At 72.6% G+C, this 18317-nt stretch carries 20 protein-coding genes; 5 read left to right on the forward strand and 15 right to left on the reverse strand.

The window, feature by feature from the left end; genetic code table 11:
- Positions 1 to 71: 71 nt before the first annotated feature.
- Both FB457_RS33310 and FB457_RS33315 read right to left on the reverse strand, forming a co-directional pair.
- A complete protein-coding gene (locus FB457_RS33310) occupies positions 72 to 413 on the reverse strand; it encodes a phospholipase A2 (RefSeq protein WP_347615545.1) in 342 nt (113 codons plus the stop codon).
- Between the two features lie 314 nt (positions 414 to 727).
- The gene (locus FB457_RS33315; RefSeq protein ID WP_047014259.1) at positions 728 to 1006 is read right to left on the reverse strand and encodes a hypothetical protein; all 279 of its coding nucleotides are present in this window, start codon (positions 1004 to 1006) and stop codon (positions 728 to 730) included.
- 237 nt (positions 1007 to 1243) lie between these two features.
- Here FB457_RS33315 and FB457_RS33320 point away from each other — a divergent pair, with 237 nt between their 5' ends.
- The gene (locus FB457_RS33320; protein WP_047014260.1) at positions 1244 to 3061 is read left to right on the forward strand and encodes an alkyl/aryl-sulfatase; all 1818 of its coding nucleotides are present in this window, start codon (positions 1244 to 1246) and stop codon (positions 3059 to 3061) included.
- A 12-nt stretch (positions 3062 to 3073) separates the two neighbouring features.
- On the opposite strand, the gene FB457_RS33325 is transcribed toward FB457_RS33320, so the two are convergent.
- Positions 3074 to 3394, reverse strand: a complete 321-nt coding sequence (locus FB457_RS33325) for a hypothetical protein (RefSeq protein WP_145784302.1) — start codon at positions 3392 to 3394, stop codon at positions 3074 to 3076.
- A 77-nt stretch (positions 3395 to 3471) separates the two neighbouring features.
- Positions 3472 to 3747: a hypothetical protein gene (locus tag FB457_RS33330; RefSeq protein ID WP_047014262.1), complete on the reverse strand. Its 276-nt coding sequence runs from the start codon at positions 3745 to 3747 to the stop codon at positions 3472 to 3474.
- A gap of 91 nt (positions 3748 to 3838) precedes the next feature.
- Between FB457_RS33330 and FB457_RS33335 the strand changes: the two genes are divergently transcribed.
- On the forward strand, positions 3839 to 4225 hold the full coding sequence (locus tag FB457_RS33335; protein WP_047014263.1) for a VOC family protein: 387 nt from the start codon (positions 3839 to 3841) through the stop codon (positions 4223 to 4225).
- 23 nt (positions 4226 to 4248) lie between these two features.
- Here the strand turns inward: FB457_RS33335 and FB457_RS33340 are convergent, their stop codons facing one another.
- Positions 4249 to 4632 (reverse strand): winged helix-turn-helix transcriptional regulator, encoded by a 384-nt coding sequence (locus tag FB457_RS33340; RefSeq protein WP_145784304.1) that lies wholly within the window; start codon positions 4630 to 4632, stop codon positions 4249 to 4251.
- Positions 4633 to 4732: 100 nt separating this feature from the next.
- On the opposite strand from FB457_RS33340, the gene FB457_RS33345 reads away from it, so the two are divergent.
- Positions 4733 to 5134 (forward strand): Rid family hydrolase, encoded by a 402-nt coding sequence (locus FB457_RS33345; protein ID WP_145784306.1) that lies wholly within the window; start codon positions 4733 to 4735, stop codon positions 5132 to 5134.
- Positions 5135 to 5144: 10 nt separating this feature from the next.
- On the opposite strand, the gene FB457_RS33350 is transcribed toward FB457_RS33345, so the two are convergent.
- The 9 genes from FB457_RS33350 to FB457_RS33390 all read right to left on the reverse strand — a co-directional run bounded on the left by FB457_RS33350 (position 5145) and on the right by FB457_RS33390 (position 14854).
- Positions 5145 to 5621: a (2Fe-2S)-binding protein gene (locus FB457_RS33350; protein ID WP_125933442.1), complete on the reverse strand. Its 477-nt coding sequence runs from the start codon at positions 5619 to 5621 to the stop codon at positions 5145 to 5147.
- Positions 5622 to 5636: 15 nt separating this feature from the next.
- Positions 5637 to 7931: a molybdopterin cofactor-binding domain-containing protein gene (locus FB457_RS33355; RefSeq protein WP_145784307.1), complete on the reverse strand. Its 2295-nt coding sequence runs from the start codon at positions 7929 to 7931 to the stop codon at positions 5637 to 5639.
- A gap of 283 nt (positions 7932 to 8214) precedes the next feature.
- On the reverse strand, positions 8215 to 9069 hold the full coding sequence (locus FB457_RS33360) for a beta/alpha barrel domain-containing protein (RefSeq protein ID WP_145784309.1): 855 nt from the start codon (positions 9067 to 9069) through the stop codon (positions 8215 to 8217).
- Positions 9070 to 9217: 148 nt separating this feature from the next.
- A complete protein-coding gene (locus tag FB457_RS33365) occupies positions 9218 to 9910 on the reverse strand; it encodes a transglutaminase-like domain-containing protein (RefSeq protein WP_047014269.1) in 693 nt (230 codons plus the stop codon).
- 15 nt (positions 9911 to 9925) lie between these two features.
- Positions 9926 to 10660: a hypothetical protein gene (locus FB457_RS33370; protein ID WP_052770188.1), complete on the reverse strand. Its 735-nt coding sequence runs from the start codon at positions 10658 to 10660 to the stop codon at positions 9926 to 9928.
- A gap of 137 nt (positions 10661 to 10797) precedes the next feature.
- Entirely contained in the window at positions 10798 to 12270 is a 1473-nt protein-coding gene (locus tag FB457_RS33375; protein ID WP_107086074.1) for an AMP-binding protein, read from the reverse strand.
- 252 nt (positions 12271 to 12522) lie between these two features.
- Positions 12523 to 13419 carry a DUF3152 domain-containing protein gene (locus FB457_RS33380; protein ID WP_047014271.1) on the reverse strand — a complete coding sequence of 299 codons (897 nt, stop codon included), beginning with the start codon at positions 13417 to 13419 and terminating at the stop codon, positions 12523 to 12525.
- 17 nt (positions 13420 to 13436) lie between these two features.
- Positions 13437 to 14066 (reverse strand): superoxide dismutase family protein, encoded by a 630-nt coding sequence (locus FB457_RS33385; protein WP_145784330.1) that lies wholly within the window; start codon positions 14064 to 14066, stop codon positions 13437 to 13439.
- Between the two features lie 131 nt (positions 14067 to 14197).
- A complete protein-coding gene (locus FB457_RS33390; RefSeq protein ID WP_145784311.1) occupies positions 14198 to 14854 on the reverse strand; it encodes an Rv1352/Rv1906c domain-containing protein in 657 nt (218 codons plus the stop codon).
- A gap of 1162 nt (positions 14855 to 16016) precedes the next feature.
- On the opposite strand from FB457_RS33390, the gene FB457_RS33395 reads away from it, so the two are divergent.
- Together FB457_RS33395 and FB457_RS33400 are read left to right on the forward strand one after the other, a co-directional pair.
- Positions 16017 to 16739, forward strand: coding sequence for a tRNA-dependent cyclodipeptide synthase (locus tag FB457_RS33395; protein WP_047014274.1), 723 nt, complete (start codon positions 16017 to 16019; stop codon positions 16737 to 16739).
- Positions 16726 to 17739 (forward strand): phytoene/squalene synthase family protein, encoded by a 1014-nt coding sequence (locus FB457_RS33400; RefSeq protein WP_047014275.1) that lies wholly within the window; start codon positions 16726 to 16728, stop codon positions 17737 to 17739. The genes FB457_RS33395 and FB457_RS33400 overlap by 14 nt, the downstream gene beginning before the upstream one ends.
- 65 nt (positions 17740 to 17804) lie before the next feature.
- Here FB457_RS33400 and FB457_RS33405 read toward each other — a convergent pair whose 3' ends face one another.
- On the reverse strand, positions 17805 to 18200 hold the full coding sequence (locus FB457_RS33405) for an SH3 domain-containing protein (RefSeq protein WP_047014276.1): 396 nt from the start codon (positions 18198 to 18200) through the stop codon (positions 17805 to 17807).
- Between the last annotated feature and the right edge of the window lie 117 nt (positions 18201 to 18317).

Below are 18317 nucleotides of genomic sequence, written 5' to 3' on the forward strand. Positions count from 1 at the left end.
CCCCTACCACAAGTCCTCGGCGATGAACGGCGAGCTCACGAGGATCGAGGACATCGTCCTGGTCTCGTGCTCTAGAAGAACGAGCTGTCGCCGCCCAGTTGGACCGCCTCGTAGTACGCCTCGGCCGCGTTGAGGCAGGTGAGGCGGGGGAGACGGGAGCCGTCCCGGTCGTCGCAGATGCGGCGCGTCTCGGTGCGGAAGCGGCCGTCGATCCAGTTCTCGGTTTCGCGGGTGGGGCTCAGCTTCCGCTCGTGCTTGCCGCCGTAGTTGCGGTAACCGAAGTCGTGGAGCGCACACGCGGGACGGAACACCTCGCGGTACGGGGCGTAGCCGGTGGGGACGGAGCAGCCGTCGGTCGTCCAGTTGAGGGGGGCGTGCGGGGTTTCGGCGAATTCCCCGTAGGTGAGGTTCATGAGGGCGTCGGCCTGCTCGCACGGCGTCGGCGCTGCTGCGGGAGCGGAATCGGTGCCGGCGGCGGCCCGGGCTGTGGTGGCGCCGAGGGAGGCCGCTGTCAGGAGGGCCAGGGTGGCGGCTGCTGTCGACAGATTCGCGCGCAGGATACGGCTGATCTTGTTCCTGCCGGAGGCTGCGCATCGCTCACACGATTACGCAGGCCCGGGCACGAATCCGCCCATGAGGGCCTACCGGACCGCCCGTTCGGCCGAAGCGGGGCCTGCCCGGGGCGGAGGGCTTGTTCGCCCCCGCGCCGGGCAGGCGCCGGTTTCGGTCAGGGAGCGTCGAGGGACTCCTCGATGCCCTTCATCTCCTCGTCCGTGACTTCCTGGACCAGACGCTGGCCGGTCTTGTCATCGATACCCTCGCAGGCCTCAGGCTTCTCTTCGCCGGCGCCCTCCTTGCCCGCCGCGGCGTCCTTGAGCTGCTGGGTGATGGCCTCCTTGCAGGCTGCCTCATCCCCCTCGCTGTCGCTACCACAACCGGCCACGGCGAAGGTCAGAGCCGCCGCGGCCGCAGCGAGAGCGGATACACGGGCAGTGCGCTTGTGCATGATTCCCCTAGCAAATACGTGTTCGGACCGGTGAATCCTGTCCGACCGCGGCGGCCCGTGTCTTCCGGTGTGACTGTTTGGTGACCTGACCGGGACACGATCACAAGGATTCGGATCGTCAGGTTCGAAGAGCCGGCTGTTCTACGCGTGTCACTCGAACGGCCCGGCCCGGCAAGTCCGGCATACGTGCCTGTCAGAGGCTGGTATCACGGCATTTACCCCCGTGGGAGGACCTGTATGGCCACGCCCGATCCCATCGACCGCGGCGACTTCGAGGCCGCCGACCGCGGCTTCCTCGCCGGCCCCGCCGAGCGGCAGGTCACGGCCGCGGACGGGCGGGTGGTAGGGGACTTCGACGATACGGCCTTCCTCAGTTCCCTTCCCGATGGCAACCATCCCGACACCGTCGACCCCAGCCTGTGGCGGCAGGCGAAGCTGTGTGCGCGTGCCGGGCTGTACGAGGTGACCGAGGGCGTGCTGCAGGTGCGTGGGTACGACCTGTCGAACATGACCCTGATCGAGGGCGACCAAGGGGTCGTCGTCGTGGATCCGCTGATCTCGCGGGAGACCGCCGCCGCCGCGCTGGCCCTCTACCGCGCGCAGCGTGGCGACCGGCCCGTCACCGGCGTGGTCATCACGCACTCGCACCTCGACCACTTCGGCGGCATCCTCGGGGTCCTCGACCAGGACGCGGACGTGCCGGTCGTCGCCCCGGCCGGGTATCTGGAGCACGCCGTGGCGGAGAACGTCTACGCCGGCACCGCGATGCTGCGCCGCGGCTTCTACTACGGCGGCATGAACCTGGAGCGCGGCCCCACCGGGCTGGTCGGCACGGGGCTGGGCTTCACCGCCTCCACCGGTACGCCCGCGCTGCTGCCCGCCACGACGGACATCACCCACACCGGGCAGACCGAGACCGTCGACGGGGTGCGGTTCGTCTTCCAGATGACGCCGGGCACCGGGGCGCCGTCGGAGATGAACTTCCTGCTGCCCGACCACCGCGCGCTGTGCATGGCCGAGAACGCCACCCACAACCTGCACAACATCCTGACCCTGCGCGGCGCCGTGGTCCGCGACGCCCGGGTGTGGGCCCGTTATCTGGACGAGGCGCTACGGCTCTTCGCCGCCGGCGCCGACGTGCTGTTCGCCTCCCACCACTGGCCGACCTGGGGGCAGCAGGCGATGCGCGACTTCCTGACCGAGCAGCGGGACCTGTACGCGTATCTCCACGACCAGACCCTGCGGCTGGCCAACCAGGGCTGCACCGGCACCGAGATCGCCGAGATCATCGAGATGCCGCCGTCGCTCGCCGCCGCCTGGCACACGCACGGCTATCACGGCACCGTCAGCCACAACGTCAAGGCCATCTACCAGCGCTATCTCGGCTGGTACGACGGCCATCCCGCCTCGTTGTGGGAGCACCCGCCGGCCGAGACCGCGAAGCGCTACGCCGAGTGCATGGGCGGCGTCGACGCCCTGGTGGCCAAGGCGAGCGCGTACGCCGAGGACGGCGATCTGCGCTTCGCCGCGCAGCTCCTCAAGCACGCGGTGTTCGCCGACCCCGACCACACCGGCGCCAGGAATACGCTCGCCGGCGTCTTCGAACGGCTCGGCCACGGCGCCGAGTGCGCGACCTGGCGCAACTGCTATCTCGTCGGCGCCCGGGAGCTCCGCGAAGGCGTCGGCCGGACCGATATCGCCGCGAGCAGCCTGATGGCCGCGCTCAGCGTGGAGCAGCTCCTCGACTCCGTCGCCATCGTCGTCGACGGCCCCCGGGCGTGGGACCTCCACCTCACCCTGGACTGGCACGTCACCGACCTCGGCGAGCACCACCGCGCCACGCTCTCGCACGGCGCCTTCACCCACCACCGCCTCGACGGCCATGCCGCGGAGCCGGCGGACGTGTCGCTGACGCTGACCAAGGCCCAGTTGCCCGCGCTGCTGGCGGGTGGGGATCCGGAGGACATCGAGCACACGGGCGACCTGGGCGTGCTGCGCACCCTGCTGTCCGTCCTCGATGAGCCCGACCCGGACTTCGCCGTCGTCACCCCCTGAGGTAGTACGGGATCAGCCCGCGGGCGGCGGGCCCCAGCCGCCGTGCGGCTGCTGCGGCTGCTGCGGGGGCGGCGGGGCGCCGTAGGGCTGCTGTGCCGGGTACGCCGGGGGCTGCTGCGCGGCGTGCCGGGTCGAACCGCCGGGGCCGCGGTCCAGTACACCGCAGGCCACCGCGCCGATCATGAGGCCGATGCCCAGGTACGAGCTGGACTCGCGGATCTGCTGGAACTCGATGCTCTCCACGTCAGAGCGCTCCGCGATCATCGGCATCGCGAATCCCTGCACGAGGAAGTACAGGCCACAGACGAACAGCAGCCATCCGAAGATTTTCATACGCGGCACCCTACGTCGGGCACGTGCGAAACCAGGCCGGATTCCGCTTCCCGAAGTCCACGCGGCCACACGGGCGTTCAGGCTATGTCGCCCGCCCAGACCCAGCGCCCCGGAGAGCCGGGCGCGGGGGCGTACGTGGCGCGGCCGCCGGCGCCGAAGCGGCCCAGCTCGGTGGGCAGGGCCGCGCCCGCGGCGGTCTCCGCCGCGGTCCACCCTGTGATGTCGAGCAGCAGCCCGTCCAGAGGGCCGCCGACCAGCTCCGCGTAGTCCCTGCCCGGCCGCGGCCCCGGGTGCGGATCGTCGTGTTCCGTGCCGTACACCCGGCCGCGCAGCAGCTCCTCGTCCCTGTCCATGACCCCAGCCTCTCAGCCGCCACTGACAGTCCGCCCCGGCCGGGCCACCCGGGGCCGCGCGGTGCCGGGGAGCGGCCCGTATGCTGCTCGCATGGCATGCCGCATCACCGAACTGGTCATCGACACCGCCGCCCCCGAGCGGCTCGCCGCGTTCTGGAGCGACGTCCTCGGTTACGTCGAGCTCGGCAGGGAGGACGACGGCACCATCGAGATCGGGCCGCCCGACGCCGGCTTCGGCGGCCTCCAGCCCACGCTCGTGCTGAGCGCGAGCAGCGAGCCGCGCAAGGGGAAGCTGCCCCTGCACATCGACGTCAACGCCACCGACCGCGACCAGGATGCGGAGCTGGAGCGGCTGCTGGCGCTCGGGGCCAGGCACGTCGACATCGGTCAGACGGGCGAGGAGAGCTGGTACCCGCTCGCCGACCCCGAGGGCAACGAGTTCTGCCTGCTGCGCTCCCGGGTGCGGCCCGTGGGCTGACGCCCTCCGTGCCGCTTCTGCCGTCACGCGTCGAAGCGGCTGCGCGCGTCCTCGATGTGGCCCAGGTACTGCTGGGTCCAGCCGCACATGGCGTCGACCGTGGCCCGCAGGGCACGGCCCGGCTCGGTGAGGGTGTACTCGACCCGCGGCGGGACCGTGGGGTAGACCTTCCGGTCGACCAGGCCGTCACGTTCCAGCGTGCGCAGGTTCTGGGTGAGCATCTTGTGGCTGACGCCGTCGACCTCCTTGCGCAGCTCGCCGAAGCGCAGGGTGCGCTCGCCGAGCGCCTCGATGATCAGCAGCGCCCACTTGTTGGCCACGTCGGAGAAGATCTCCCGGGCCAGGGAGTCCGCGCGCCTGAGGTCCGCGTCCCCGGGCAGGCCCCCGCTTTCGTGCTTGGTCACCATCTGGTTCCTCAGTTACCGAAAAGTGCGTTCTTCTAGGTCAACGCTCACTCTCTTACAGTTTCCGAGTAACCACAAGAGAGCACAGGGAAGGACCCTCACCATGGCCACCACCGACGCCTTCCACCACGGCGTGGCAGCCGAGAACGACTTCGGCTACGCCCAGGCGATCAGGTCCGGCGAGCTGATCCACGTCTCCGGGCAGGTCGCCTTCGACGAGGCGGGCGAGTTCGCGCACGCGGACGACTGCGCCGCGCAGCTCACGCTGACGTACGCCAACCTCGACAAAGTCCTGGAGCACTACGGCGCCACCCGCAACCAGATCGTCTCGCAGACCGTGTACGGCGTGCGCCTCCAGCAGAACGCCGAGGCGATCTCGGCCGGCAACCTGGCCTACTTCGGCGCCCACCGCCCCGCCAGCACCGTCGTCGGCGTGACCGAGCTGGCCTTCCCCGGCCAGCTCGTCGAGATCGCCGTCGTCGTGGACACCCGGCTGCCCGCCTGAGCGACCCGTCTCACATCCGTTCCGCGCCTGCCCTGATGGCCTCGCGGATACGGACGTAGGTGCCGCAGCGGCAGATGTTGCGCAGGCCGTCGAGGTCGTCGTCGGTGATCTCGCGGCCCTCGGCTGCCACGCGGCGCACCAGGGCGACGGCGGCCATGATCTGGCCGGGCTGGCAGTAGCCGCACTGGACGACGTCGTGGTCGAGCCACGCCTGCTGCATGGGGTGCAGCTCGTCGTCGACGGTGTCCGCGAGGCCCTCGATGGTGGTGACCTCGTCGGCCGGGCGGAGTTCGCCGACGGGGATCGCGCAGGGGTTGACCGCCTTGCCGTTGAGGTGGCTGGTGCACGCCTTGCAGACGTTGATGCCGCAGCCGTACTTCGGCCCGGTGATGCCGAGGATGTCGCGCAGCACCCACAGCAGACGCTCGTCGTCGGCAGCGTCGACGGTGACCTGCTCGCCGTTGACGCGGAAGGTGTGCTCGGGCACGGGGGTCTCCTTGCCTCAGCGAGCCTGGTCCAGGCCGTCGGTCGGGGACGCGGGGATGGGCGGGACGGTCGGCTTGGGCTCGAAGGAGAGCGTGCCGTGGTTGATCGGGAAGACGGTCGGCATCGTCCCGGTCGCCCGCCCGTACGCGCACGCCACCGCGGCCATCGACGCGGCGACGCCCAACTCCCCCGCACCGCCGGGCTCGTCGGAGGTGTCGGGCATGACGATGATCTCCAGCTCGGGCGGGGTGTTCCACTGCCGGGTGTAGAAGTAGTTGTCCCAGCTCGCCTCCAGGAAGTGCCCGTCCCGCAGGTGGAGACTGGAGGTCAGCGTCTGGGCGATGCCGTCCATGAGGCAGCCCATCATCTGGGCCTGGAGCCCGCGCGGGTTGACCGTGAGGCCGACGTCGACGGCGAAGACGGCCCTGGTGACGCGGGGGCCCGCGACGCCGTCGCGGATGGGGCGGTTCACGGTCCCGGGGCGGCAGTCGATCTCCACGAGGGCGGCGCTGACCGACTTGTACTCGGAGTGGAAGGCGATGCCCTGCGCGGTGCCCTCGGGCATCTGCCGCCCCCAGTCGCCGGCTTCCGCGGCCTTCGCCAGGACCGCGCGGGAGCGTGCGTCGCGCAGGAAGTCGCGGCGGAAGCCGTACGGGTCCTTGCCCATCTTCGCGGCGAGCCGGTCCACGACCAGTTCCCGGGCGCAGACGACGTCCGGCGAGTAGACGTTGCGCATGCTGCCGGTGTTGAAGCCCTTGTCGGTCTCGTTGAGGAGCCGGGTGGCCGGCCCGAACTCGTACGGCATGGACTGGGTGAGGTGGAAGAAGGTCTGGGAGAAGCCGATGTCGCCGACCGGCAGCCGCGCGGCCATGGCGGTGAACAGCTCGCCGAGCCCGTGGCCGAAGTCGGTGGCGACGCTGGTGTGCCGCTGCCTGAAGCCGAGGACGGCGCCGCCGGCGTAGTCGGCGCGCACCCGGGAGGTGGCCATCGGGTGCGTACGGCCCTGGCGGGCGTCGTCGGCGCGGTGCCACATGAGCTTGACGGGCTTGCCGATTCTGCGGGAGACCTCGACGGCTTCCAGCGCGGCGTCGAAGAACAGCTTGCGGCCGAAGGAGCCGCCGCCCTGGACGACGTGGACGGTGACGCGGCCGAGGGGCAGGCCGAGCCTGGCGGCGATGGCCTCCTTGGCGACGACCGGCGACTTGAGCGCCGACCAGACCTCGGCGCGGTCGGGACGTACGTCGGCGATGGCGCAGTTGGGTTCGAGCGCGCTGTTGCTGCGGAAGTGGAAGGTGAACTTGCCCTCCACGTGGGGCGTGAGCGGGGGCAGCCCCATCGGCGGCTCGGCGGCGGCGAGTTCACGGAGCACGGTCTCGTCGGACTTGCCCTCGGCGGTGCCGGGCAGCCAGTCGACGCGCAGGGCTCGTACGGCATCGATGCACTGGCCGAAGGTCGCGGCGCGTACGGCCACGCCGGTATCGATCGGCACGACGTCCGTGACGCCCGGCATGGCGGCGACCTCGGCGAGGTTGGCCACAGCGCCCGGTTTGCCGTTGATGGTCGGCGGGCGGCAGACCATCGTGGGCTTCGCGCCGGGGACGTCGAGGTCCATCGCGAACTTCTTGCGGCCGGTGACCGCGTCCAGCGCGTCGATACGGTTGTGGGGCCTGCCGATGACCGTGAAGTCCTCGCGGGCGGTGAGCCGGACCTCGACGGGCTCGGAGCGGGTGGCGGCGGCCTTGGGGGCGAGGGCGCCGATGCCGACGGCGGCGCCGGAGCGGTCGTGGACGGTGCCGTCGCGCAGGGTCAGGTGCCCGACGGGCGCGCCGAGTTCGGCCGCGGCGGCGGTGAGCAGCCGGTGGCGGGCGACGGCGGCGGCGACACGGATGGGGGTGTACGTGGCGATGGTGGTGTTGGAGGCGCCGGTGAGCTGGTTGAAGAGCAGCTCGGGGCGGGCCTCGGCCAGCGTGACCCGTACCCGCTCGGGCGGCACCGCGAGTTCCTCGGCGACGAGCATGGCGGTGGAGGTGGTGATGCCCTGTCCGACCTCGGCGCGGGGCAGGGCGAAGGAGACGGTGCCGTCGGCTTCGATCTCGACGGTGATGAGGCCGGAGGTGGGCAGCGCGGCGGCGGTCATGACGTCGTTGAGGTCGAGGAGTTCGGTGAGGTCCGGCACGGCGGGGGCGGCACCGGCCGCGGGGGCGGGCGCGAGTGGGGCGGCGGCCACGAGGGTGGGGGCGGCCAGCACGTAGCCGAGGAGCCTTCGCCGGCCCGGTCCTTCGTACGGCCGTGCGCCGTTCGGTCCGGTCATCGTCCGGCTCCTTCCGCCCGGTTGCCCTGGGGTGCCGCCGCCGCGGGCTACGGGCCCGTGGAAGAGGAGTACCAGAACGTACCGGCCGGGGCGATGCCCGGCACAGAAGAGATCCGGCCCCGCGCGGTCGGTCGCCGCCCGGTCGCCCGCTGAGGGCGCGCACAGCATCGTCGCGGACAGGCCCTGCTTTCCCGGGCGCGGTGGAGTCGGCGCCGGGGCGGAGGGCGGGCTCCGGGCACGTACATCCGGCCGGTGACCGGCTACGGCGCCCGGGCTGCCGGCGTCAGGCCGCGGCGGCGCCCGGGCTCTGCGCGCTCCTCGCGGCTGACCGTTCCGCAGGGCCGGCTGCCGCTGTCCGTACGGAGGACTCATCCGCATGACGCCGCGGTCCGTCCCCGGCCGCCTGTTCTGCGCCGGGCAGCAGTGCGCGCAGGTCGCCGAACCAGGCGTCCATGTCCTCCGCGCGCGGCAGCCCGGTGCCGATCAGCAGACCGCGGAAGCCGGCCGCGAGCAGCCCGGCGGCCTTCTCGGGGGTGGCGATGCCGCTCGCGCTGACGGCCAGCCCCGCGCCGGCGGCCCGGACGCGCGGCAGCAGGTCGTGGCTGCGGCCCAGGTCGGGCTCGTCGCTCTCACGTCCGCGGACATCCTTGTTGTTCACGGCCACGACGCACGCCTCGGGCCGGGTGAGCGCGGACAGTTCGGCGCCGGAGGTGATCTCGACGAACGGCGTGACGCCGTGGGCCAGGCAGGCGTCGATCAGCACCCCCATGAGCCGGTGCGGCAGGATCGTGGCGGTGAGCAGCACGGCCGCCGCACCCGCCTCGGCGGCTTGCCTGATCTGCTTCTCCTTGGTGAAGAAGTCCTTGACGAGGACCGGCAGCGAGGTCGCCGCGACCACCTCGTCCAGGAGCCGGGCCGTGCCGCCGAACCACGAGCCGGTGAGGACGGAGAGCGCGGGCGCACCCAACTCCTCGTAGCGACGCACCAGATCGCCGGCGGTACGGCCCTGCATCAGGTTCTCACCGCCCGCCCTGCACTGCTTGATCTCCATGATCACGGGTAGGTCGGCCACAGCGAGCGCGTCACCGAAGCGCTGGTCCGTCGCCTTCACGGGGGTGCTCTCAGCCGGAAAGGTCATGCCGTTCCTCCTGCTTGACTGGTCGCCGCACCCGGTCCCGGGCGCGGCGATCGGCGCCGACGAGCGCCGGCGAGGGGTGTCCTGCGGCGGCTTCGATGCCGCCGTGGTGCTCCGCGGTGATGCCGCACACCTTGATCCACGCGCGACTTCAGCCCTTCCGCGCGCCGGCGTCGGCGTGCAGCGAGCCGGTGACCAGCCGGGTGCTCGTGGGGTCCGCGAAGATGCCGGGGTGCCCTGCGCGCATCCCGTCGAGAACCCGCTCGTACGGCAGGTCGTCGAACTCGCCGTGCTCGCGGACGACTTCCATGTGGCGGGTCCCGTCGTCGCCGTACAGATGGTGGACGCTGTCGGCTCGGCCGTCGAAGTCGAGGGGGCGCATGCCGTACAGGCGGCAGAGCAGCCGGTTGAAGACGGGGGTCGCGCGCACCCATCTGCCGTCGAGGTGGACGGTGGTGAAGGTGTGGTAGCGGAAGGTATCGCCGCCGCTGAGCTTGCGCAGCGCGGGTGACGGCAGGTGGTTGCGCACGTCGGTGAGCACGAGCCGCGCGGGGATGCCGGCGGCGCGCAGGGCGGCGGCGTAGAGCACGGACTTGTGGATGCACACGCCCTTGCCGGTACGGGCCACCTGCCCGGCGGTGACGCCGGTGCGGGACAGGTCCGCGCCGTAGACCTCGTAGTCGATGCCGTCGCGCACCGCGTAGTAGAGGCGTACGGCCGCGTCCCTGCTGCCGAGCCCGTCCCGGGGCAGCACGCGGCGGACGAAGGCGCGGATGTCGGGGTCGCCGGAGTTCAGGAACTCGGTGGGGGCGAGGGCGCTTTCCAGGCCCGTGGTCGTCGTCATCGGTGTCCTCCCGCGTCAGGCGGCGCGCCCCAGGCCGAGCGTCGCGGCTATGTGGTGGTACTGGGTCTCCGCGGTGCCGGAGTGGAAGGTCACGGCGGGGGCGCTGCGCAGTTCCTCTTCGAGGCCGTATTCGGCCATGGCGGAGTCGAGGGCGGCGCGGCCCGCGACGAGCCGTACGGCGGCGCCGTCGCGCACCGCGTCCTCGGCGGCGTGGAACGTCTCGGCCAGGCTCTGGTCCGCGCCCGCGGCGAGAGCGGCGACGGCGGCGTTGAGGCAGACGGTCTCCCGCGCGGCAGCCGGGCCCTCACCGCGCAGCAACGCGCGCAGGTGCGTCTCGGCCGGCTCGCCGGGGCCGGCGGGGCGTAGGTCGGCGAGGGTGCCGGTGTGCGGGTGGCCGCCGCTGGCGAAGCCGGGCGCGCTCGTCGTCTCGGACCGGTTCGGGCCGGGGCGTACGGCGTTGGCGGCGAAGCTCAGCAGATCGCCGGTGCCGAGGCCGTTGCGGGTGAGCCAGAGCGCGCGGTGCGGACGGCTGTCGGCGATCCGGGCGGCGACGGCGTACAGGCCGGGATCGGTGGGCCGCTCCAGGGTGCCGAGGGAGCCGGAGCGGCGGGTGGAGTCGTGCGAGCTGGTCTTGACGACGCGGATGCCCATGGCCGCGGCGAGCAGCGCCGCGGCGGTGGTGACGTCGAAGGTAGCCGGGCCGTCCACCGGGCGGCGGGCGGCGAGGGCGGGCAGCACGTCGACGGGCACGGTCAGCGGGCCTTCACCGTCGGGCGGCAGATGCCGCGAAGCCGTCGATCGACGTGATGGTGCGGACGTCGTCCGGGAGGAGGTCCGTGGCGTCGATGCGGGGCATGCGTCGTTCCTTCCTCGTACGGGACCCGCGGTCAGAGGCTGTTCGCCACGCTGCGCCGGTCGATCTTCCCGGTGGCGGTGCGCGGCAGCGGCGCGTCGACGAACTCGATGCCGCTGGGTATGCCGGCGCGCGGCAGCTCCGCGGCGACGTGCTCGCGCAGCCGCAGGCTGTTGAGCATCGACCCGGCGGCGCGGTGCACGACGGCGTGCAGCCGTCTGCCGGTGCGCTCGTCGGGCAGGGCGAAGACCACGGCGTCCGCCACCTCGGGATGGGAGCGCAGCGCGCCTTCGACGGCGGCGGTGTTGATGCAGATGCCGTGGATCTTGACGAGGAAGTCGCTGCGGCCGTCGAGGGTGAGTGCGCCGTCGGGGTGGCGGGTCACGAGGTCCCCGGTGCGGTAGTACGGGCCGGGGGTCACGCCGTCGGGATGGCCGACGAACGACTTGGCGTGCTGCGCCGGGTCGAGGTAACCGCTGGTCTGGAAGGGGGAGGTGACGATCAGCTCGCCATGCCCCGGGCCTTCGAGGACGGTGCCGTCGTCGGTGACGATGTCCGCGGCGACCCCTTCGACGGGGCGGCCGATCGGCACGGCGCCGTAGCGGCCGAGGTCGCCGTCGGGTTCCATCTCGTGGACGAAGGTGTCGTTGGTCTCCGTACAGCCGTAGACGTTGTGCATACGCGCCCGGGGGAAGAGGACGGGCAGCGCGGCGAGTCCTGCGGAGGACAGCGAATCGCCTGTCACGAGGACGTCGGCGACCGAGGAGAACTCGTCGCCGCCGGGGTGCCTTTCGGTTGCGGCGAGGAGCTGGAAGAGCATCGGCACGCCCTGGACCACGTGCACCGGGCACTGCCGCAGCAACGTGCGCAGGTGGCCGGGCCGGGCGGCGCGGTCCTGCGCCACCAGGGCGACCTGGCCGCCGTGGGAGAGGGTGGTCCAGACGTCGAAGAGACTGAGGTCGAAGTTGAGCGGCGCGTAGCTCAGTACGCACGTGCCGACGCGGATGCGGAACGTCGCCGCGGCCCACTCCACGAAGGCGCCGATCGCCGCCGCGGGCAGCGGCACCGCCTTGGGGAAGCCGGTGGACCCCGAGGTCGTGAGGATCAGGGCGGTGCCCTCGGGCACCCGGCTCTCGGCGGGCTTCCCGGCGACGGCCGGTCCCGCGGTGCCGGTGGTGAGGGCACGCGGCTCGGGGAGCACGAGGGCGCCGGTTTCGGCGAGAAGTCCGTCCAGCGGTTTGCCGGTCACGTCGGCGGCGGGCACCAGCACGGGCCTGGCGGTGTGCATGCAGGCGAGGACGACGGCGATGCTCTCGGGTGACTTCGCGGCGACGACGGCGACGGGGTTTCCCTCCGGGATGCGGAGCGCGGCGATGCTCTTCTCCGCGGTGCGGGCCATCGCAAGCAGGTCCCGGTACGACACCGCACGGCCCTGCCAGAACAGTGCGGGGTTCTCCGGGTGCCGACGCGCGACCGTCGCTATTCGTTCCGCCAGTGGGAGAGCCATGCGAGGGTCCTCCACATTCCTGTTCGACGAACTTTCCGCCGCACTCAGGATGGGAACAGATGGCGGCTTGCCGCATCTCGAACAACGCTCTGCGGACTGCCCGTAGAACGCCCTCGGCCATCGTGTCGGGACCGCTGATCAGCCACGTTTCCGCGAGTCCCGCCGCGGCGGCCGGGAGTCGGGGGACCCCCGGGGAGCACCCCCGTGGTGCGCTGAACGGGTGAGAAGGGGTGCCTGTCCCGGTTGCAGGGGTCAGCCGCGATCCGGGTACGGCCAGGGGTTCGTCTCGCACCGCGCGCCGTCGGCGGTGAGGGACAGCGTCTGCTGCATCATCACGGGCGCGCGCGCCCCGTCCCTTGCGCAGGAGGCGTGCAGGTGCCCAAGCCGGTGGCCCACCTCGTGGTTGATGAGCATCTGGCGGTAGCCGAACATGTCGTCGCCGTAGGTCGTCGAGCCCTGGGCCCAGCGGAAGGCGTTGATGAGGACGCGCTCGGTCATGCCGGAGTCGCACGAGACGTTGTCGACGGTGGTGTCGAAGCCCGACATGGCGCACCACTCCCCCGTGGTGCCGGGGCTGGCGAGGGTGACGGCGAAGTCGGCGGTCCCGGTCGAGACCCGCTCGAAGGCCAGCCGGCCGTCGTCGCCCCAGCTCCGCGCGTCGTTGAGGGTTTCCTCTACGGCCCTGGCGAACATCCGGCCGTCCAGGGGTACGTCGTCCTCGACGTCGACGCGGTAGCGCACCACCCGGCCCGTGCCCGGGGCCGGATCGTGGCCGGGAACGGTCTCGAAGGTGCCGGGGCCGTCGAGCCCGGCCGGGACCGGAAACGTCTCGCTCATCCGGCGCCGGTACAGCAGGTCACCGAGGGCGGGCATGTCCGCCGAGCCGCCGACGGCGAAGCCGGAGCTGTGCGGCAGCCCGGAGGCCGGCGCGCGGTACGGCACGCGGAAGGCCGACGCACGCTGCTGTACCCGGAGGGGCGGCGGCTTGGCGTCGTCGGCGACGGCCTGCGGCGCGTGGGAGCGCAGGGCGTCGGGGACGAGGCTCGGGGGGAGCGCGAAGAGCCAGACCACCACCCCGGCGGCGCCGAGAAGCGCGAGCGCCACCGCGCCCGCCGCGATCCGCGTCGACCTGCGCGTACGACCGGCCACCCCTGACCACTCCCCCGCTACGCGAACGGCACCGACAGGCAGGCCAGTCGCGCGCCCGTCTTGCCGGCCTCGCCCGAGTGCGTCGTCGCGTGCTCGTGGACGACGACGGAGCGGGCTTCGCCCGGCCGGAACCGCCAGTCCTGGCGCGCCGTGGCTTCGGCGTTGCCCCGGAGGTCGGTGGTGAAGTCCAGCCACACCTCGTTGTCCGGGTTGGCGTACGCGGGGTCGACGGACGGCTGCACGGGGTCCGGCTCGTTCTGGTAGTGCGGCCCGGCTTCGTCGGGGGTGCTGCCGCAGGGCCGGGTGTGGACGTGTGCGCCGTACGTACGGTCGGGAATCAGGCCGGTCAGGGTGAGCCGGAGATGCGTCGTGCCGTGCCTGCCCACCCCGGCCACGCCGATGCCGGCGCCCGCGGGCACGAGCGCCGGATCGTACGTGAGCCCGTCGTCCGGCTCGGCGTTCTCCGGCGGCAGGAAGTATGCCTCGCGGGCGACGACATCGGGGGCCTCGCCCTGCGCGGCCGACGCCGGCGCGGGGCCGGCTGCCCCGGACACCAGCAGTGCCACCGCCGCCGGCACCGCGGACAGCGCCGCCGCCCTGCCCCGGTGCCACCGCACCGCCTTCGCCGCTCTCGACACCGCCATCATCGCCACCACTCCTCGCCGCCGCTCCACGCGCCTGCACGTACGCCTCCACCCTGGCGGCGCCGGGGGCGGCAGTCGTGTCGTACGCGCGTGGCGTCCGGGTGATGCGGCGGGCGACGGACCCCGGGCCGCGCCTACTTGCCGTGGTGCGGACCGCCGGAGCCGATGCGGCTCCAGGTCTGGCAGCCCGTGCTCCGGACGAACTCGCCGTCGTGGACCGTGATGCGGGTCGGGTCCCAGGTGGAGCCGCTGATGACCGGGATCAGCTCGCCGCGGTTGTCGACCAGCCGCGCCCACCGGCAGCCGCCGGGCTCGCCGTCGGAGCCCCGGGTCGCGTACGTGCCGGGGGCGATGGCGGCGCCGACGAAGAACGTGGCGTTGCCGAACGAGGTGGCGAGCCGGTGGCCGTCCCCGGCGGAGCGGCGCGACGGGTGGTGCCCGCCTCCGGAGGGCGCGGGCGGCTGCTCGCCGGGCTTCGCCGAATCCCGCGCCCCGCCCGGGGGTTCCGCGGCCTCCTCCTGGCCGGACCGCGCCCCGGCCACCTCCCCGGCCTGCTCCCCCGGCTCTTTCCCGGACCGGCCCGCGGGCTGGTCCTCGGGCTCGGCGGACTCGGCCGCGGTGTCCCGTACGGCCGACTTGGCGTCGCTGACCGGTTCGGTTCCGCCGGTGGTCAGCATGGCGGCCACCACTCCCGTCACCACCATGAGGGCGCACGCGGCACCGATCGCCAAACGGTTGCCCAGAAACCGCTGCACCAGCGGCAGATCAAGGTATTTCGTCAGTCTCTTCATGGCCCCATCGCTCGCATGCACATAGTGGATGATTAGCTACATAACCTACTTTTCACATGCAGGAACCGGGGCCTTGTCCGGCCGCGCCACGGCGCGCGTCACCGCATTGGCGCAGAGAACTCCGTGCGGCACCCGCCGGTGTCGGCGCTCTCTGCCCACGGAGGGGGTCAAGCCCGGCGAGTACCGCACGGAGGCTTCACCCCGGCTCGGCGGGCGCGGCGTCGTCCGCGGCGGGTATGCGGGGCATGGCCGAGTCCTCCGGTAGCGGTGCCGGGCGCGGAATCCGGGCGCGGCGGATGGGGAATCGCTGTTCATTCGAGGAAAGCGGTGAATTCGGCGGGATGCATATCCATGCCCCGCCGGTACGGGCCGCGGCCCTCGCGGATCTCCATGTCTGCGCAGCTCAGGGGCGATACGGACACCGCCGTACCGACCTGGGCGGACGTGCCCCGTCCGGGTGAACGGCGTACGGCGCGGCGGCCGGTGAAGGCGCTCGCCCGGTCGGGTGTCCGGGCACGGATGGGCATCAGGGTTATGGTGCGCGAGCGATTGCCCGTGCCGTGATCACGACCGATTCTCGGCGCCTGTTCGCAGGGGACGAGATGTCGGCGCGGATCCGTACGCTCGTGTGCGTCGCGCTTCTCGGGGTCGCCCTCGGCTGCCCGCCCCCGCCCGGCGCCCGGGATGCCGCGGGCTGGCGGGGGAAGCCGGCGGCAGCCACGGTGCCGCACTGGGTCGATCCCGACTCCGCCGCCGCCCGGCAGGTGCTGGAGTGGCGGCGGCAGGGGCGCGGCGCGGACGCGGAGTTGCTCGAGCAGATCGCGGAGCGCCCCGTGGCGACGTGGCCGAGGTGGGACGATCCCCGCCCCGACGTGGAGCGGGCGGTCGCGAGCGCGGCGACGTCGGGGCACCGGGCGGCTGACGGCGATGGCCGACCGCCGCGGCGGGTCCCGCGGATCCCGGCGGCGCAGTCGGGGGCGCGGGCGTACCGCGGGGGGCGCTTTAGCGCACGCGCCTTCACTTTCAGTGCCCATACGGATGCTATGGGTAATCAACGGACGATCTAGTGGTGCCCCCATCGCCCGGATCGGTTCGCCGTCCCCCGTCTCCCGCCCCGGGCACCGTCCCCGTCACCGGCGGGAACCTCTCGGAGGTATCCCTGGTGGAATTCACCGATACGCCCCTGACACCGAACTGCGCCCGGGTGTTCGAGTCCGGCGTGCACGTCGTCGTCGGAGTCAGCCTAGGCAACAGCTATTTCAACGGCGACGTGCTGCGCGGGCTGCTGCGGTGGCTGCACGCGCGCTTCGAGACGATCGACGTCGTCGTCCCCGACTCCTCCTACCACGACAACCTGCTGGTCGCTGGGCACCCGGCGGCGTACGCGAAGCGCAAGACCACCCGGGAGACCGCCACCGCGCGCAGCCGGATCCTGCGGTCGTGGCAGCAGGCGGGAATCGGGGCGTCGGGCGCGGAGCACGTGCACCCGCTGTCGGCGCTCGCCGGCGACGCGGTCTACCGGAGCCTGCGCGCGCAGGTGGTGCGGGGGCTCGCGGAGGACGCGGAACTGCGCCGCTGCTGCCTGGAGATGAGCGCGTCCGCGCTGCGCTCGCAGTTACGGGGCGCGGAGCCCTCGCCGGGCCAGGTCGAGGCGGGCCTGGGTTACCTGGAGGCCGAGCTGCCGTTCTTCCTCGGCTCCGCCGACGTGTTCGGCGTCGCCTCGTCGGTGTGCTTCTACCACCGGCCCATTCCGGCGGCGGAGCTGCTCTTCTCCCGCGGCGGGAGCCTGCACCCGCCGCCGTCGCAGGGGTACGCGCTGATCCGCCCGGCGCACGAGGCCCGCCCGGTGCCGGCGGAAGGGGAGATGCAGGGTGTTCGCCCATGAACTGAGCGCCGCCGGGCTGCGCGGCACGGAGGCCGGGGCCGCGTACGCCGCCTGCGGCCGGTACGTGAGGCGCCGCAACTCCGCGGCGTTTCCCATCGCGCGCTTCCTGCTGCCGCCCGGCAAACGCCCGTACTACGACGCGATACTCGCGTTCTGCGGGTACGCGGGCGACGTCCTCGACACCACCGAGCAGGGCATGCACGAGCGTGCCGAGCGGTTCGACGCGCTGCGGCACGAGGCGCTGCGCCGGATCGACCCGGGCACCGCCGCCACCGCGGGCACCGGCGCCGGGCCCGTGACCGCGGAGGCCGTGCTGATCTGCCGGGCGCTCGCCCACACGGTGCGTACCTGGGACATGGATCCGGAGGGGATCCGGCGCTTCCTGCGCACGCTGCGGACAGACCTGGACACCAGCTCGTACGCGACGTTCGAGGATCTGGAGCTGCACATGCGCTCCGTCAGCGGGGACATGAGCATCTGGGTCAACGCCCTGCTGGAACCGGTCGACGAGGAGGCGACGGTGAAGGCCATCGCCCTGGGCTACGGCGTCTACATGCTCGACTTCCTCGACGACATCGCCGAGGACGCCCTCCTGGGCCGCGTCTACCTCCCCCTCGCCGACCTCGAACGCCACGGACTCGGCCGCGAGGACCTCACCACCGCGGCCGCCCGGCAGCGGATGACCCCGTCGCTGCGGGAGGCCGTCCGCTTCGAAGCCGACCGGATCCGGCGCTTCTTCCGGCTCGCGGACGGCTGGCACCGCCACGTCCATCCGTCGGGGCAGGAACTGCCACGGCAGTACCTGGAGCTGGGCCGTACGGTGCTCGCCGAGGTGGTCCGCGACGACTACGACATCTTCCAACGCCGCCGCAGCACCCGCCTGCTGTGCACGGCGCGCGCCGGCGGCACCACCGCGCGCTCATACCTGCGCACCCTGCGGCACCGACGCGCGCACCCTCCTCGCATCCCGGGCGTCCCCGCACGGCGCGCGGGCGGCTAGGCCCATGCGAACGCCCGGCCGGTGGGACCGGCCGGGCGTGGCGGCGGGGGTGAGCCGCGGGGGGGTCACGGCCGGCAGAAGGGAATCCGGTCCAGGTTCAGCACGTAGCGGGCGGACATGTAGCCGTAACCGCCGCCGCGCACGGGCACGCGGTACCACCTGTTGTTGCCCAGCACGTTCTGTCCGATGACCTTGCACTGAATACGGACGATCGTCCCGGAGTCGGCCCACCCGAGGATGTCGCTGCGCGTCGTCGGCTTGGCCCGCTTGTAGACGACGCTGTTGCCGAGCACCTTGCCGCGGTATGGGTAGGGGTTGGCCTGCCCGGCGGGCGCGGCGGGCGCGGCCTGCGCCTTCTGGCCCTCGGAGTCGGCTGCGGCGAGCGACGGCGTCGTGGCGAGCGCGCCCAGGGTCAGGGCGGCGGTGGCCACCAGGGCGGCGGCAGCCTTGCGGATCGACATCGGGGATCTCCTTTCGCGGTGCTACGCACCAGAGCGGAACGTGAGAACCGTAGGAGAAGCCGGTCGCGGCACCACCCTATTACGGGCAGACACACCCAACTGCCCCCCGTCCAGCCC

The sequence above is a fragment of the Streptomyces sp. CNZ287 genome, assembly GCF_007827615.1.